This is a genomic window from Allobosea lupini (assembly GCF_900109525.1).
GTDB lineage: Bacteria > Pseudomonadota > Alphaproteobacteria > Rhizobiales > Beijerinckiaceae > Allobosea > Allobosea lupini.
In genome coordinates, this window is the sequence record NZ_FOAN01000009.1 from 207,290 (window position 1) to 223,301 (window position 16,012).

The 16,012-nt window shown below is 66.7% G+C and carries 13 protein-coding genes; 8 read left to right on the forward strand and 5 right to left on the reverse strand.

Going from position 1 to position 16,012, the window contains the following annotated elements:
- Positions 1-157: 157 nt before the first annotated feature.
- Entirely contained in the window at positions 158-1,777 is a 1,620-nt protein-coding gene (locus BMZ21_RS24105) for a GMC family oxidoreductase (protein WP_091840715.1), read from the forward strand.
- Between the two features lie 773 nt (positions 1,778-2,550).
- Here BMZ21_RS24105 and BMZ21_RS30065 read toward each other — a convergent pair.
- From BMZ21_RS30065 to BMZ21_RS24120, 4 genes are all read right to left on the reverse strand, one after another.
- On the reverse strand, positions 2,551-2,874 hold the full coding sequence (locus tag BMZ21_RS30065) for a hypothetical protein (RefSeq protein ID WP_143079784.1): 324 nt from the start codon (positions 2,872-2,874) through the stop codon (positions 2,551-2,553).
- A gap of 124 nt (positions 2,875-2,998) precedes the next feature.
- Positions 2,999-3,505 (reverse strand): cupin domain-containing protein, encoded by a 507-nt coding sequence (locus BMZ21_RS24110; RefSeq protein WP_091840717.1) that lies wholly within the window; start codon positions 3,503-3,505, stop codon positions 2,999-3,001.
- Between the two features lie 131 nt (positions 3,506-3,636).
- The gene (locus BMZ21_RS24115; RefSeq protein WP_091840720.1) at positions 3,637-4,665 is read right to left on the reverse strand and encodes an alpha/beta fold hydrolase; all 1,029 of its coding nucleotides are present in this window, start codon (positions 4,663-4,665) and stop codon (positions 3,637-3,639) included.
- 80 nt (positions 4,666-4,745) lie between these two features.
- Positions 4,746-5,162: an organic hydroperoxide resistance protein gene (locus BMZ21_RS24120; RefSeq protein WP_091840723.1), complete on the reverse strand. Its 417-nt coding sequence runs from the start codon at positions 5,160-5,162 to the stop codon at positions 4,746-4,748.
- 149 nt (positions 5,163-5,311) lie between these two features.
- Here BMZ21_RS24120 and BMZ21_RS24125 point away from each other — a divergent pair, with 149 nt between their 5' ends.
- On the forward strand, positions 5,312-5,800 hold the full coding sequence (locus BMZ21_RS24125) for a MarR family winged helix-turn-helix transcriptional regulator (protein WP_091840726.1): 489 nt from the start codon (positions 5,312-5,314) through the stop codon (positions 5,798-5,800).
- 140 nt (positions 5,801-5,940) lie between these two features.
- Here the strand turns inward: BMZ21_RS24125 and BMZ21_RS24130 are convergent, their stop codons facing one another.
- Positions 5,941-7,128 carry a pyridoxal-phosphate-dependent aminotransferase family protein gene (locus tag BMZ21_RS24130; RefSeq protein WP_091840728.1) on the reverse strand — a complete coding sequence of 396 codons (1,188 nt, stop codon included), beginning with the start codon at positions 7,126-7,128 and terminating at the stop codon, positions 5,941-5,943.
- 150 nt (positions 7,129-7,278) lie between these two features.
- On the opposite strand from BMZ21_RS24130, the gene BMZ21_RS24135 reads away from it, so the two are divergent.
- From BMZ21_RS24135 to BMZ21_RS24160, 6 genes are all read left to right on the forward strand, one after another.
- Complete coding sequence (locus tag BMZ21_RS24135) at positions 7,279-7,995, forward strand: GntR family transcriptional regulator (RefSeq protein ID WP_091840730.1); 717 nt, start codon at positions 7,279-7,281, stop codon at positions 7,993-7,995.
- 128 nt (positions 7,996-8,123) lie between these two features.
- The gene (locus BMZ21_RS24140) at positions 8,124-9,104 is read left to right on the forward strand and encodes a Bug family tripartite tricarboxylate transporter substrate binding protein (protein ID WP_091840732.1); all 981 of its coding nucleotides are present in this window, start codon (positions 8,124-8,126) and stop codon (positions 9,102-9,104) included.
- A gap of 202 nt (positions 9,105-9,306) precedes the next feature.
- Positions 9,307-9,807: a tripartite tricarboxylate transporter TctB family protein gene (locus BMZ21_RS24145; RefSeq protein ID WP_091840735.1), complete on the forward strand. Its 501-nt coding sequence runs from the start codon at positions 9,307-9,309 to the stop codon at positions 9,805-9,807.
- 10 nt (positions 9,808-9,817) lie between these two features.
- Complete coding sequence (locus BMZ21_RS24150; RefSeq protein ID WP_091840737.1) at positions 9,818-11,341, forward strand: tripartite tricarboxylate transporter permease; 1,524 nt, start codon at positions 9,818-9,820, stop codon at positions 11,339-11,341.
- Positions 11,266-14,256 (forward strand): FAD-binding and (Fe-S)-binding domain-containing protein, encoded by a 2,991-nt coding sequence (locus tag BMZ21_RS24155; protein WP_091840786.1) that lies wholly within the window; start codon positions 11,266-11,268, stop codon positions 14,254-14,256. The genes BMZ21_RS24150 and BMZ21_RS24155 overlap by 76 nt, the downstream gene beginning before the upstream one ends.
- A gap of 145 nt (positions 14,257-14,401) precedes the next feature.
- A partial coding sequence (locus tag BMZ21_RS24160) for a DNA translocase FtsK (protein WP_280141491.1) occupies positions 14,402-16,012 on the forward strand: 1,611 nt, incomplete at its 3' end.

A 16,012-nucleotide genomic window follows, 5' to 3' on the forward strand; every position in this document is an offset into this window, starting at 1 on the left:
CATCGCCGCTCTATCCCTGACGAAAGACAAGAGCATTCTCGAGCGAAGCGGACACCGGTTCGCGCGAAGACAATGCGACAAAACAAGGACCTAGACCATTTCCGCGATTCGAAGAATTGCGGAATTGCTTCAGGCGAACAGGGCAGGGCGGCGACCAATGGCCGGCGAGATCAATATCGGCAGCTTCGACTACGTCGTCATCGGTGCCGGCTCGGCCGGCTGCGTGCTGGCCAACCGGCTCTCGGCCGATCGCCGCCGCAAGGTGCTGATCGTCGAGGCCGGCGGCAAGGACGACTGGATCTGGTTCCACATCCCGGTCGGCTATCTCTACGCCATCGGCAATCCCCGCGCCGACTGGCTGTACCAGACCGAGGTCGAGGCCGGGCTCGGCGGCCGTGTCCTCGCCTATCCGCGCGGCAAGGTCGTCGGCGGCAGCTCGGCGATCAATGCGATGATCTACATGCGCGGACAGGCGGCCGACTATGACGGCTGGCGCCAACAGGGGCTGACCGGCTGGGGCTGGGACGATGTCCTGCCGCTCTTCCTCAAGCACGAGGACCATATCGCTCCGGACGGCCGCTTCCATCGCTCGGGCGGCGAGATGCGCGTCGAGCATCCGCGCGTGCGCTGGGACATCCTCGATGCGGTGCGCGACGCGGCCGAGGCAGCCGGCATCCGCAAGATCGACGATTTCAACACCGGCGACAACGAGGGTTCGTCCTATTTCCAGGTCACCCAGAAGCGCGGCCGGCGCTTCAGCGCGGCGCGCGCCTTCCTGGAGCCGGCGCTCGATCGCGACAACCTGCGGGTCGAGCTCGGCTGCATGGTCGAGCGCATCGTCGTCGAGGAGGGCCGCGCCACCGGTGTCGTGCTGACGCGGGGCGGCGAGCGCTATCTCGCCCAAGTCTCGGGCGAGGTGCTGCTCAGCGCCGGTTCCGTCGGCTCGCCTGCCATCCTCGAGCGCTCCGGCATCGGCGATGGCGAGCGCCTGAGCGGGCTCGGCATCGAGACCGTCCGGCATGCGCCCGGCGTCGGCGAGAACCTGCAGGACCATCTGCAGCTGCGGCCGATCTACAAGGTCGAGGGCGTGCGCACGCTCAACACCGACTATGCTAGGCTCTGGCGCCGGCCTTTGATGGCGCTGGAATATGCGGCGCGGCGCACCGGCCCGCTGACCATGGCACCCTCGCAGATGGGCGCCTTCGCCAGATCGGCGCCGCATTACGCCACGGCCAATCTCGAATTCCATTTCCAGCCGCTTTCGCTCGACAAATGGGGCGATGGGCTGCACCCGTTCGGCGCCTTCACCGCGAGCGTCTGCAATCTGCGCCCGTCGAGCCGCGGCAGCGTCCACCTCAAATCGGCCGATCCCGCCGCTGCGCCCGCGATCGCACCGAACTATCTCTCGACTGAAGAGGACCGGCAGGTCGCGGTCGATGCGCTGAAGCTCGCCCGCCGCATCGTCTCGCAAGCGCCGCTGGCGCGCTTCAGGCCGCAGGAATATCTGCCCGGGCCGGGCTATGACAGCGACGAGGCGCTGGCCGAGGTCGCGGGGCGGATCGGCACCACGATCTTCCATCCGGTCGGCACGGTGAAGATGGGCCGGGAGGACGACGCCATGGCCGTGCTCGACGAGCGCCTGCGTGTCCGTGGAATCGCGGGCCTGCGCGTCATCGACGCCTCGGTGATGCCGGCGATCACCTCCGGCAACACCGCCGCGCCAAGCATGATGATCGGCGAGAAGGGCGCGCAGATGGTGCGCGAGGACGCGCGCTAGAGCAATTCCGCAGTTCTTCGAATCGCGGAAATATTCTTGGTCTTTGTTTTATCGCATTTTCTTCACGCGAACCGGTGTCCACTTCGCTCGAAAATGCTCTGGCTAAGCCGATAGCCCCGCCGGCTTCCGCCGCGAGGGTCTGAAGGCGAGCGCGAGCCCAAGGGGTGCGCGGGGTCCGGTTGCGGCAGCGTTCCGCCGCCATGTCGAATGTCGATGTCGAAGTGTCGAGACGGCAGACGCTCACCGCCTCCGAACCCCGCGCGCGGTTCTCTTCAAGGAGCCTCGCCGGGCCTTCAGGTCGAGCAAGACCTGGCTTCGCCCGGACGAGGCCCCTCCGCCATTCCAGCCCGCGACGACTGTTCAGAACGGACACCGCTCTCCCGCCCGGCCGCACGATGCCTCGCGACAGCCCCCCTTGGTCGGGCGGGACGGGAAGAGAATACGACAGGTTTCGGGACCGGGGATTGATTGTGGCGTTATCCACGCGCGCCTCCGAGCGAGATCGACGGCCGGCGCAAAGCTCTTGGAACGGCGGGGCTGTCGTTCGCCGGGATGAGCGCCATGACGGAACGCTTTCCTGCGTGTGGTACGCAATGGCTGCAACTTGACGTTGAGGCAGCATGGTGTGTTCTTAGAGGGGGTCAGCAAGACCAAAAGGGGATCGCTGCGGCTCGGCGTCCGTGACATTCGGAAATTGCGTCCGAAGGCGATGGACCCATGCGTTGCGGCAAGTCCGCAACACAGCGCCGCGGACAACGGATGTGAACGGTGGTTCATGGCTCGCCGGGGCGCTGCGCGGTCGATTGCGGTTTGGTTGGGGGGATTTCGAGAGATTCGCGCGCTTCGCCGAGGCTGAGAAGCCGTGTTGCGTACGGCTTGCTGCGCGCCTGCGTGCCAGCACGGCGCTTGTCCCGGTCGCCATGGTGCTCGCCGGCCCGGCGCCGGCCGATGGTGGTGCCGGCGGCGGGGCAATGGACGGCAGCCTGAACCTGATAGCGGGCGGAGCAGGCGGAGCCGATAATCCCACTGCTCCCGGTGGCACCGGCATGGCCGGCCGCGACACCGGCATTGGCGCCAGCGGCGGCGGTTGTGCTCACGGCGAAGCGAAGGGAAGGCCAGGCGCGGGGACCGACCCGAGACGCTGAACTCCCGCCAAGCAAGAAAAAAGCCCGGCCAGATCGGCCGGGCCTCTTTCTTCTTGCGAATAGGGCTTTGAGCCGCTCAGGCGGCGAGGCCGCCCTGCGAGCCGCGATCACCGCGCAGCATGTTGCGCAGCTGGTAGGCGAGGGCGACCGGCGCCGGCAGGCGTTTGCGGCAGAAGGCGATCTTGCGGACGTAAGTGTCGATCCGCCAGGTCGCCCAGGTCTTTCCGGCGAAGTAGGCGATGTCGCCCTGGCGCAGTGTCCGCTCCGAGCCGTCCTGCGCGGTGACGTGCACCTCGCCTTCCAGGATCATCACGGTCTCGTCCCAGTCGAAGAACCAGCGGAACTCGCCGGCAGTGCAATCCCAGACCGCCGTTGAGGCAGCGTCGTCGCCGCTGCGCGAATGCAGGCCGACGCGGGCCATCGGCTCGCCGGCGAGGATCCAGGACGGCTCGATCGGGGCCGGCTCCATCGGCAGGGCGTCCAGCGCATGCGACACCACCGGCGTCTGCTCGACCGGAACGGCCAGCGGAATCTGTCTGAGCATCATGGCGGCCGCGCCGGCGAGCATCATCTTCAAGGCCATCGATATCTCCCTAAAATCGCGGGAGATCATAGGGAGGAGGGGTAAAGGCGGCCCTCGCGATTTCCTTACATTTGTAGGGACCCGGTGGCGGCTCGGGTAACCCTCCCAAGCCGCTCTTCGCAACGTCGCTTTCAGGCGCGATCGACCGCGATGATCGCCTCGGCAAAGGCGGCGGGAGCCTCCTGCGGCAGGTTGTGGCCGATGCCGCCATCGAGCGTCCGGTGTCGATACCAGCCGGAGAACTTCCGGGCATAGGCGGCAGGATCGGGGTGCGGCGCGCCGTTCGCGTCGCCTTCCAGGGTGAATGTCGGCACGGAGATCACCGGGAAGGCTGCAAGCTTGCTCTCCAGGGCATCGAACTGCGGCTCGCCCTGCGCCAGGCCGAGGCGCCAGCGGTAATTGTGGATCGAGATCGCGACATGGTCTGGATTGTCGAAGGCCGTTGCCGAGCGCGCAAAGACCGCGTCGTCGAATGCCCACTTGGGCGAGGCTGTCTCCCAGATCAGGCGGGCGAAATCGCGGGTATTCTTCGCGTAGCCGGCTGCGCCCCGCTCGGTGGCGAAATAGAACTGGTACCACCATTGCTGCTCGGCCTTCGGCGGCAACGGCGCCTCGTTCAGCTTCTGGCCGCCGATCAGGTAGCCGCTGACGGAGACCAGCCCCTTGACGCGCTGCGGCCAGAGCGCCGCGACGATGCAGGCCGTGCGCGCGCCCCAGTCGCAGCCGCCGAGCAGGACCTTGTCGAGCTTAAGCGCATCCATCAGCGCGATCACGTCGACGGCGAGCGCCGTCTGCTGGCCGTTGCGCGGCGTATCGGCGGAGAGGAAACGGGTTCCGCCATAGCCGCGCAGGGACGGCACGATCACCCGGTATCCCGCCTTGGCGAGAAGCGGCGCGACGTCGACATAGGTGTGGATGTCATAGGGCCAGCCATGCAGCAGGATGACGGCCGGGCCATCGGCCGGCCCCTGCTCGGCATAGGAGATGCTGAGCACGCCTGCGTCGATCTGCTTGAGGGTGCCGAAGGACGACAGCGCAGGCGAAGCCGCCAAGGCTGACCGGTTCAGACCGAGCCCGGCTGCCGCGACTGCTGTGGCCATGGCACCGATGAAGAGGCGGCGGCTGGGATCGAGGGGGCCGAGAGCTTTGGTCTTGTCCATGGTGGCGATGCCTTCTGCGCTGGGATGGTCAGGTAAGGAGGCGCCGGCGGAGATCTCCGCGCGGCGCCGTCCGGTAAGGCTCAGACGAGGTTGATCTCGACGTCGATGTTGCCGCGCGTCGCCTTGGAGTAGGGGCAGGTCTGGTGCGCGGCATCGACCAGAGCCCGGGCCGTCTCGCGATCCAGCCCTGGCAGGGCGACGTTCAGGCGAGCCTGCAGGACATAACCGCGCTCGCCATGGCGCAGGTCGATTTCGGCGTCGACAGCAGTCTCGGCGGGCACCGCGACCTTGCGCTCGCGCGCCGCCAAGCCGATCGCGCCGATGAAGCAGGCCGACCAGCCGGCGGCGAAGAGCTGCTCGGGATTGGTGCCGACGCCGGGAGCGCCGGGCGAGGTCAGCTTGACGTCGAGGCGGCCATCCGAGCTGCGGGCAGCGCCGTCGCGACCGCCGGTGGTGTGGGTGCGGCCGGTGTAGAGAACCTTGTCGGTGGAGGGCATGTCGGGCTTCCTTGTATGATTTAGATCGCATCCGATCTAATCGGATGCGGCTCTATATGTGAAGCAAGGACACGATGTCAACACTTCCGATTTAATCGGATGCGATATATATCAGGGTGGCGATGACGCACTCACGATGAGGCTCGACCATGCCCGCTCCGACCCAAGACGATCCGAAGGTGCCCAGGCTGGCGGATTTTCTCTGCTTCGCGATCTATTCGGCCAATCTGGCCTATGGGCGCGCCTACAAGCCGATCCTCGACGAACTCGGCCTGACCTACACCCAGTACATCGCGATCATCGCGCTGTCGGAGGAGGACAATCAGAGCGTCGGCGGCCTGGGCGAGAAGCTGTTCCTGGAATCGAACACGCTGACCCCGATCCTGAAGAAGCTCGAAGCGCTCGGCTATATCCGCCGCCGGCGCGACCCGGCCGATGAGCGCCAGGTGCGCGTCAGCCTGACGCCGGAGGGGCGCAAACTCAGGGAGAAGGCGCTGCCGATGAACCTGGTGGCGGCCGCCGGACTCGGCGAGGATTTTCCGGTGGTGCAGAAGGCTGTGGTCAGGCTGCGGGAGAATCTGCGGCGTGCCGCGCGCGGGCAGGAGACGACGGCGGCTGGGGCGGCCGAGGCCGAATAGGCGTTAGGCAGGCGTGTTCGTCATGGTCGGGCTTGTCCCGACCATCCACGTCTTCCTTCCTGCTGCGCGGTGTTCAAGACGTGGATGCTCGCCACAAGGGCGAGCATGACGAGGTGTGACTAGCTGCTTCTTTGCGACGCTCAAGCGACAGCCTTCGCCTGATTGCCGGACTCGGAGCCTTCAAACTCAGCCATCGCCGCGGCCACGCCGCCACTACGATGGGGCACGCCCGCCGCGGCAAGACCCATCTCGACGCCAGAGAGGGCGCCGAGCAGAGCGAGCTCATTGCACTCGCCGAGATGGCCGATGCGGAAGACCTTGCCGGCGACCTTGCCGAGGCCGGAGCCGAGCGAGATGTTGTACTTCTCCAGCGCGATCTTGCGGAAGCGGTCGGCGTCATGGCTCGGCGGCATCAGGACGGCGGTGAGCACAGGCGAGTGCTCGGCCGGATTCTGGCAGAGCACCTCGAGCCCCCAGGCCTTGACGGCGGCACGGCAGGCGCTGGCGAGGCGCTGGTGGCGGGAAAAGACGTTGTCGAGGCCTTCCTCCCGCAGCATGGCGAGTGCCTCCTTCAGCCCGTAGAGGAGGTTTGTCGCCGGCGTGTAGGGGAAGAAGCCGCCGGCGTTGATCTTGATCATCTCCTGCCAGTCCCAGAAGGAGCGCGGCAGCGTGTTGCTCTTCGAAGCCGCCAGCGCCTTCTCCGAGACGGCGTTGAAGCTGAGGCCAGGCGGCAGCATCAGGCCCTTCTGCGAGCCCGATACGGTGACGTCGACCTGCCATTCGTCATGGCGGTAGTCGACCGAGGCGAGCGAGGAGATGGTGTCGACCATGAACAGGGCCGGGTGCCCGGCAGCGTCGATCGCCTTGCGGATCTCGGCGACGCGGCTGGTCGCGCCGGTCGAGGTCTCGTTGTGGACGACCATCACCGCCTTGATCTGGCGGGACTTGTCCTCGGAGAGACGTGCCTCGATCGCGGCCGGATCGGCGCCACGGCGCCAATCGCCCGGGATGAGCTCCACCTCGACGCCGAATCGCGTGGCGATCGTCTTCCACAAGGTCGCGAAATGGCCGGTCTCGGCCATCAGCACGGTGTCGCCGGGGGAGAGGGTGTTGACGATCGCCGCTTCCCAGGCACCGGTGCCTGAAGAGGGATAGATCACCACCGGCTGCTTCGTCTTGAAGACGGCCTTGCTGCCGTCGAGGACCTCCTTGCCGAGCGCGGCGAACTCGGCGCTGCGATGATCGATGATCGGCATAGCGATGGCGCGCAGGATGCGGTCCGGAATCGGGCTCGGGCCGGGGATGTGCAGGAAGTGACGCCCTTGCATGATCTTGTTTTCCTCCCGTCAGGGCTTGAGCGCCGCAGCGCCATTGCTGATCATTTTGCATTCATTTTTTGGAAGATCAACTGCGGTATGGTATGCCGATGATCGACAATCGGGCTCGACAGCTGGTCCGAGCCGACTTAGCGATGATGCATGAGCGAACCATTTCTCGATACGCTTGATGAGCAAAGCCCGGCGCCTGCCGAGATTGCGAAGCCGGTCGCCTCATTGCACGAGGGGCTGCTGGTCGCGCTGCGGGACTTCATCGTCGAGGGCAATCTCGAGGATGGTGCCCGGGTTCCGGAGCGGGCGCTGTGCGAGCGCTTCAACATCTCGCGCACGCCCCTGCGCGAGGCGTTGAAGGTGCTGGCGGCGGAAGGGCTGATCGAGCTTCTGCCCAATCGCGGCGCGCGGGTCCGCGAACTGAGCTCTGCCGATCTGCGCGAGCTCTTCGATGTCATGGGCGGGCTGGAGGCCCTGGCCGGGCGCCTCGCCTGCGAGCGGATAACCGAGGTGGAATTCGCCGAGATCGAGCGGATTCATCACGAGATGTATCGGTTTTACCTGCGCCGCGACATGCATGGCTATTTCCATTGCAACCAGGCGATCCATCAACTGATCGTCGCGGCTGCAGGCAATGCCACCCTGAGCGCGACCTATGCCGGCCTGGCCGGTCGTATCCGCCGCGTGCGCTATTCCGCCAATCTCGCCAAGGATCGCGACCGGCTGGGAGAGGCGATGCGCGAGCACGAGGCCATCCTCGACGCCCTGCGCCGTCGCGCCGGTTCCGAACTCAGCGACATCCTGTTCCTGCATCTGCGCAACAAGCTGAAGGCGGCGCAGGCGCCTGCTCTGGCTGCGGGCGCGTGAAGAGATCCAGTGAAGGCGAGGATGGTCGTCAATTTGAAAGGCATCAACTTTTAGATTGAATGCAAAATTTTTTGACCTTAGGCTCGCTCCCTTAGCGCCACCAGAGCGCGCTCAGGGAGAGAGCGACCATGAAGCACCATTGGCTTGCCGCAGTCCTGCCGCTCGGCCTCGTCTCGCCGGCTTTCGCCTGGGAGCCGACGAAGCCGATCGAGATCGTCGTGCCGTTCTCGGCGGGCGGCGCGTCCGACCAGATGGCGCGGACGATCCAGGGCATCATCCAGAAGCAGCAGTTCACCAAACAACCGATCATCGTTGTCAACAAGCCCGCTGCCGGCGGCGCCGAGGGCATGCTCGACATCCAGAAATCGGCCGGCGACCCGCATAAGCTGATCACCACCTCGAGCGGCATCTTCATGACGCCGATGGCGACCAAGCTGGCGCTGAACTGGACCGACTATACGCCCGTCGCGATGCTCGCGCAGGATTCCTTCCTGCTCTGGGTTAATGCCAAGGCGCCCTACAAGACCGCGGGCGACCTGATGACGGCGGCCAAGAGCGCCAACCCACCGATGAAGATCGGCGGCACCTCGTCCAAGCGCGAGGACAACCTGCTCGTCTTCGCCATGGAGAAGCAGGGCGGCACCAAATTCGCCTATATCCCCTATACCTCCGGCGGCCAGGCCTCGACCCAGCTCTCGGGCGGGCATGTCGAGGCGACGACCAACAATCCGGCCGAGGATCTCGCCAACTGGCGCGGCGGCGCCACGCGCCCGCTCTGCGTCTTCGCCGAGCAGAAGATGGCCTATACCGAGAAAGTAGCGGACGGACAGTCCTGGGCCGACATCCCGACCTGCGCCTCGCAGGGGCTCAATGTCAGCTACCAGATGCTGCGCGGCATGTTCATGCCCGGCAAGGTCAGCAAGGAGCAGCAGGCCTTCTATGTCGACCTGTTCAAGAAGGTGTCCGAGACGCCGGAGTGGAAGGACTATCTCGCACGCAATGCGCTGGCGGCCGACTACCGCGACGGCGAGGCCTTCGTCTCCTTCCTGAAGGCGGACGAGGCGAAGCACGAGAAGCTGATGACCGAAGCCGGCTTCATGGCGAAGTGAGCTTCCGAGGGCTGCGATCACGGCCTCTATCGTCATGGTCGGGCTTGTCCCGACCATCCACGTCTTCGTTTCCTGATCGCGTGCGGTGCTCAAGACGTGAATGCTCGCCACAAGGGCGAGCATGACGAAACCGTAGCGGCTGGGTGTCGAGGGGCGGGGCCGAGCCCTCGATCTGGCACGGAATGATGAGCGGGAGTGATCGATGTCGTTGCCTTCCGAAACCGAAGCACCCGAACGCGGCATCTCGCGCCGCCCGGTCGAGATTGCCACGGCGCTGCTGCTGATCGGGCTCGCCGGCATCGTGCTCTACGACTCGCATGGGCGCGGCGCCGGCTGGGATGGCGGCCCGCAGAACGGCTTCTTCCCGGCCCGCGTCGGCTGGATATTCCTCGCCGCCTCGCTCTTCATCCTCTGGCAGTCCTTCCGCCGGCCAGACGGGGTCTTCGTCACCTATGAGCAATTGCGCCAGGTCGTCAGGGTGCTCGGGCCGCTCGTCCTGTTCGTCGCGCTGATCCAGCCGCTCGGGATCTATGTTGCCTCGGCGGTCTTCATCATCGCCTTCATGGCCGTGGTTGGGACCTCGCGTTGGTGGTCGATCGGGCTGACCGCGCTGCTGGTGCCGGTCGTCTGCTTCTGGGTGTTCGAAATGCAGTTCCGCGTGCCCCTGCCTAAGGGCCCGCTCGAAGCCATGCTCGGCTACTGAAGGACGACCGATGGACGATCTCTCCTCGCTCATCGCCGGCTTCCAGGTCGCGCTCTCCTGGCACAATGTCGGCTTCATGGCGGTCGGGGTCATTCTCGGCATCATCGTCGGGGTGCTGCCGGGCTTAGGGGGACCGAACGGCGTCGCGATCCTGCTGCCGCTGACCTTCGGCATGGACCCAACCTCGGCGATCATCCTGCTCTCGTCGATCTATTGGGGGGCGCTGTTCGGCGGCGCGATCACCTCGATCCTGTTCAACATCCCCGGCGAGGCCTGGTCGGTCGCGACCACCTTCGACGGCTATCCGATGGCGGTGCAGGGCAAGGCGGCCGAGGCGCTGACGGCGGCCTTCACGGCTTCCTTCATCGGCGCGCTCTCCGGCGTGGTGCTGATCACCTTCGTCGCGCCGCTGGTCGCGCAGTTCGCGCTGCGCTTCGGCCCGGCAGAGTTCTTCGCCGTCTTCCTCCTGACCTTCTGCTCCTTCATCGGCATGGGCCGGGAGAACCGCGCCAAGATCATCGCCTCGCTGTGCATCGGCTTCCTGCTCGCCGCGGTGGGACTCGACTCGATTTCGGGCGATCTGCGCATGACCTTCGGCTCGACCGAGCTGATGCGCGGCTTCGACTTCCTGATCGTGGTGATCGGCCTGTTCGGCGTCAGCGAGATCCTGCTGACGGTCGAGGAAGGGCTGGTGTTCAAGGGCAAGCAGGCCAAGATCGACCTCAAGATCGTGCTGCGGACCTGGGCCGGCCTGCCGCGCTACTGGGCGACGCTGCTGCGCTCCGCGATCGTCGGCATGTGGATGGGCGTGACGCCGGGCGGGGCCATCGCCGCCTCCTTCATGGGCTATGGTCTCGCCAAGCGCTTCTCGAAGCATGGCAGGAATTTCGGCAAGGGCGAGATCGAGGGCGTGCTGGCGCCGGAGACTGCGGCCCACGCGGCCGGCACCAGCGCGCTGCTGCCGATGCTGGCGCTCGGCATTCCAGGTTCCGCGACGGCGGCCGTCCTGCTCGGCGGCCTGCTGGTCTGGGGCCTGCAGCCCGGGCCGATGCTGTTCGTCGAGCAAAAGGATTTCGTCTGGGGCCTGATCGCCTCGATGTATCTCGGCAATCTCGCCGGGCTGATCATCGTGCTGGCGACGGTGCCGCTCTTCGCGGCGATCATGCGGATCCCGTTCTCCTTCGTCGCGCCGGTGATCCTCATCGTCTGCGCCATCGGCGCCTACACGATCTCGAACTCGATCTTCGACATCTGGCTGATGCTGATCTTCGGCATCATCGGCTATGTCTTCAAGAAGCTCGATTATCCGCTGGCGCCGATGATCCTGGCGCTGGTGCTCGGCGACAGGGCGGAGGACGCCTTCCGCCAGGCGCTGCTCGGTTCGGGCGGGTCGCTGAACGTATTCTGGGCGAACGGTCTCGTCGGGACTCTTGTCGTGCTGGCGCTGCTGCTGTTGCTCTGGGGGCCGATGGGCGACCTGATCGCCACGCTGCGCGGCAAGAACCAGCCCAAGACCGCCGAGGCTGCGGAATGAACCAGACGACATTGCCGCGCCCGCACAGCCGCAATCTCGGCTTCGAACGCAAGCTGTCGCAGGCGCTGGAAGGGGAGGTGCGCTTCGACGCCTTCACCCGCGGGCGCTACGCCACCGACGCCTCGATCTACCAGATCGTGCCACAGGGCGTCGCCTTCCCGACGAGCGAGGCCGATATCGCAGCGGCGCTGACGATTGCGGCCGAACATGGCGTGCCGGTGATCGCGCGCGGCGGCGGCACCTCGCAGAACGGCCAGCCGATCGGCGATGCGCTGATCCTCGACATGAGCCGGCATTTCAACGCGATCCGCGACTACGATCCGGCCGCCCAGACCGTTTCGGTCGCGCCCGGCATCGTACTGGAAGCGCTCAACGGCCATGTGAAGAAGGACGGGCTGTTCTTCCCGGTCGAGCCTTCGACGGCGAGCCGCTGCACCATCGGCGGCATGGTCGGCAACAATTCGTCAGGTGCGCGCTCGCTGCGCTACGGCAAGACCGTCGATAACGTCGTCGGCCTGAAGGCGATGTTCCATGACGGCGAACCCTTCGCGCTCGGCGAGGGGCCGGTCGGTGACAATGGCTCGCCGCGGGCGCGAGCGCTGATGGAGACCATGCTCGCGCTGGCCGACCGGCATCGCGACGAGATCGAGGCGATCTTCCCCAAGGTGCAGCGGCGGGTCGGCGGCTACAATCTCGACGAGCTGATCGTGCCGCGGCCGAACCTGTCGCATCTGCTGGTCGGCTCGGAGGGCACGCTGGCGCTGACGACGCAGGCGACGCTGAAGCTCTCGCCGCTGCCGCAGCATCGAGTCATGGGCGTCTGCCACTTCCCGAATTTCCGCGCGGCGATGGAGACGACGCAGCACATCGTTGCGCTCGGGCCGGTCGCGGTCGAGCTCGTCGACAACAATGTGCTGGTGCTCGGCGCCGACATCCCGCTCTTCGTGCGCACGCTCGCCGACATCACCAAGGGCAAGCCGAACTGCCTGCTGCTGGTCGAGTTCGCCGGCGACGATCTCGCCGCGCTGAAGGGCGACCTCAGGCGCCTCGACCAGTGCATGGCCGATCACGGCTTTCCCGATGCGGTGGTCGAGGTCGTCGAGCCCGCCCGCCAGAAGCCGGTCTGGGAGGTGCGCGAGGCCTGCCTCAACATCATGATGTCGATGAAGGGCGACGGGAAACCGGTCTCCTTCATCGAGGATTGCGCCGTCCCGCTCGAGCACCTCGCCGACTATACCGACGCGGTCACCGCCCTGTTCGAGCGGCACGGTACGCGCGGCACCTGGTATGCGCATGCCTCGGTCGGCTGCCTGCATGTCCGCCCGATCCTCAACATGAAGACGGAAGCCGGGGTGAAGGCGATGCGCGGCATCGCCGAGGAGGCCTGCGAACTGGTGCGCCGCTTCAAGGGCTCGTTCTCGGGCGAGCATGGCGACGGCATCTCGCGCTCGGATTTCGTCGAGCCGATGTTCGGCGGGCCGCTGACCCGCGCCTTCGAGGTGGTCAAGGACGGCTTCGACCCTAATAACCGGCTCAACCCCGGCAAGATCGTCCGGCCCTATCATATGGATGATCGCAGCCTGATGCGCTTTCCGCCCGGCTACGCCACGCCGGTGCCGGTGGAGACGGCGCTTGACTGGTCCGACTGGGGCGGCCTCGGCGGCGCTGTCGAGATGTGCAACAACAACGGCACCTGCCGGAAGATGGCGGGCGGCACGATGTGCCCGTCCTGGCGCGCCACCCGCGAGGAACAGCACGTCACCCGAGGGCGGGCCAACACACTCAGGCTCGCCATCTCCGGCCAGCTTGGGCCGGATGCCTTCACCTCGCCGGAGATGAAGGAGACGCTCGATCTCTGCGTCTCCTGCAAGGGCTGCAAGCGCGACTGCCCGACCGGCGTCGACATGGCCCGGATGAAGGTCGAGTTCCTGCATCATTACCACGGCAAGCACGGCCTGCCGCTGAAGGAACGCCTGATCGCCAACCTTCCGCGCTATGCACCTTTCGCGGCGAAGCTCGCGCCGCTGATGAACCTGCGCGATCGCGTCCCGCTGCTGGCGACGCTCAGCGAACGTTGGCTCGGTTTTTCAGCGCGGCGCTCGCTGCCGGTCTGGCGAGCGCCCTGGCGCGAGGCGGCTGGACCTTCGAGCCCGTCGGCCGTGCGGGGCGACGGCCGCGACATCGTGCTCTTCGGCGACACGTTCAACCGCTATTTCGAGCGCGAGAATCTGGAGGCGGCGGAGCGCGTGCTCAAGGCCGGCGGCTACCGCCTGCATCACGTCGAAGCCGCAGGGGGAGGCCGGCCGCTCTGCTGCGGGCGCACTTTCCTCTCGGCCGGGCTGGTCGACGAGGCCCGTGCCGAGGCGCGGCGGACGCTCGATGCGCTCGCGCCTTTCGTCGCCAGGGGAGCGCGGGTCGTCGGGCTCGAACCGTCCTGCCTGATGAGCTTCCGCGACGAGTTCGGCGCGCTGCTGCCCAAGGCCGAGGTCGAGCCCTTGGCCAAGGCGGCGCTGCTGGTCGAGGAACTGCTGGCTGCCGACATGGCCGCGGGCAGGACCAGCCTGCCATTGCGCGACCAGAGCGGACGCGTCGCGCATCTGCACGGGCATTGCCACCAGAAGGCCTTCGACGCGATGGGCGCGGTCGAGAAGACCTTGCGGGCCGTGCCGGGGCTGGAGGTCAGGCCGATCGAATCGAGCTGCTGCGGCATGTCCGGCGCCTTCGGCTATGGCGCCGCGACGATCGACGTCTCGCTTGCCATGGGCGAGCTCTCGCTGCTCCCGGCGGTGCGCAAGGCTGCGGCGGGCGATCTCGTCGTCGCCGACGGCACGAGCTGCCGCCACCAGATCCATGACGGCGCCGGCCGCGAAGCCGTGCATGTCGTCAGGGTGCTGGACGGAGCGCTGAAGGACTGACCTTTCGGAGGAACCACACCACTCAAGGAAGCAGGCTTGGCAGGCCACGATCCACAGCAATTTCCGGCGCGGGTTCAGGGGCTGTTAACCCTGCGCCGGTACCTCTCGATGCTCAGTCGAGCGAGTGTCGGGCCAGCGTTGATCCATGCGTCGAATCCATCGCAATCTGCAGACGAACAACGCCTCTCCCGCAGCCCGGATCTCGGATCAACTCACTGATTTCGCAGATATTCCGGAGGCGGTTCCAGCTGATCCCCGCGCCGGCACTGCGGGGCTCGTCCGCTACGGTCGCACCCCCGACAAGGTTCGCCGGCAGGCGGTCGAGCGCGTTGCCGCGGAGGTGGCTACCCCGCTGCCCGCGCCCGAGCCGGAGGCACCCGTCGATCCCGGTCGCGTCCGCTATTGGCGCACCCCCCAGCGCATGCTGCAGCAGGTCTGGGGTGGCGGGTCGCCCGAGGCGCCCATGCCCGAGATTATGGCGCAAGCCGAGGCCGAGATGGCGGGGGAGGGTGAGGATGCCTTGACGGCTCCCGACTTCGATTTGCCGCCGCCGGAAGAGACCCAGGCCGAGGCGGTGACGACCCCGTTCGCCTTCCTCTCCGATGCCGCCTTCTGGGAGTTCATTCCGGACGCCGAACAGGAGGATGAAGCGGCCTTCGAGATTGCGCCGCCGGTTCTTGCAGCGAGGGCCCCGGTGGAGACGGCTCGGCCGATCGCGCCGACGCTCGCGGCCGAGCCGGGGCGCCCGGTGGCTGCTCCGATTCCCGCGGCTGCGTCGGCGACGATGTCGTTCGGCTGGACGCAGCCCTATCGCTTCGAGTTGAGCCTGACGCCGCCGGCTCTGCAGATGGTCGCAGCGGCCCCGGTGCCGGCCGTCCCGGCTCCCGCTCCCAAGGCTGCGGTTGCAGCTCCGCGCCGCAGGATCATGGGGCAGCTTGCGCCTGCTGCGACGCCTGCCGCCGCGCCTGCGAAGATCGCCGAGCCGGAGGTCGCGCCCGCGACCGCGCAGCCGAAGGTCTCGGTCGTGCCTGCGGCGCCGAAGCTGCGCGCGGCCATGCCGATGCCCAGGCCGATCGCGTCGATGGGCTTCGAATTGCCGCCGATCGAATTCCTGGCCGAGCCGCCGCAGATCGCGACGGCTATCCCGATCGAGATCATCCAGCAGAATTCCGGCCTGCTCGAAGGGATCCTGGAGGACTTCAACGTTCGCGGCGAAGTGGTTCAGGCCTGCCCCGGCCCGGTCGTGACCTTGTACGAGCTCGAGCCTGCGCCTGGCACGAAGTCGTCGCGGGTGATTTCGCTGGCCGACGACATCGCGCGCTCGATGAGCGCGGTGTCGGCGCGTGTCGCGGTGGTGCAGGGCAAGAACGCGATCGGCATCGAGCTGCCCAACGCCAAGCGCGAGACCGTCTTCCTGCGCGAACTGCTGGCCTCCCAGGATTTCGAGGGCACCAAGCACAAGCTCGCGCTCTGCCTCGGCAAGACCATCGGCGGCGAGCCGGTGATCGCGGACCTTGCCCGCATGCCGCATCTACTCGTCGCCGGCACCACCGGCTCGGGCAAGTCGGTGGCGATCAACACCATGATCCTGTCGATCCTCTACCGGCTGAAGCCGGAGGAGTGCCGGCTGATCATGGTCGATCCCAAGATGCTCGAGCTTTCCGTCTATGACGGCATCCCGCATCTGCTCACCCCCGTCGTCACCGACCCGAAGAAGGCGGTGGTCGCGCTGAAATGGGCGGTGCGCGAGATGGAG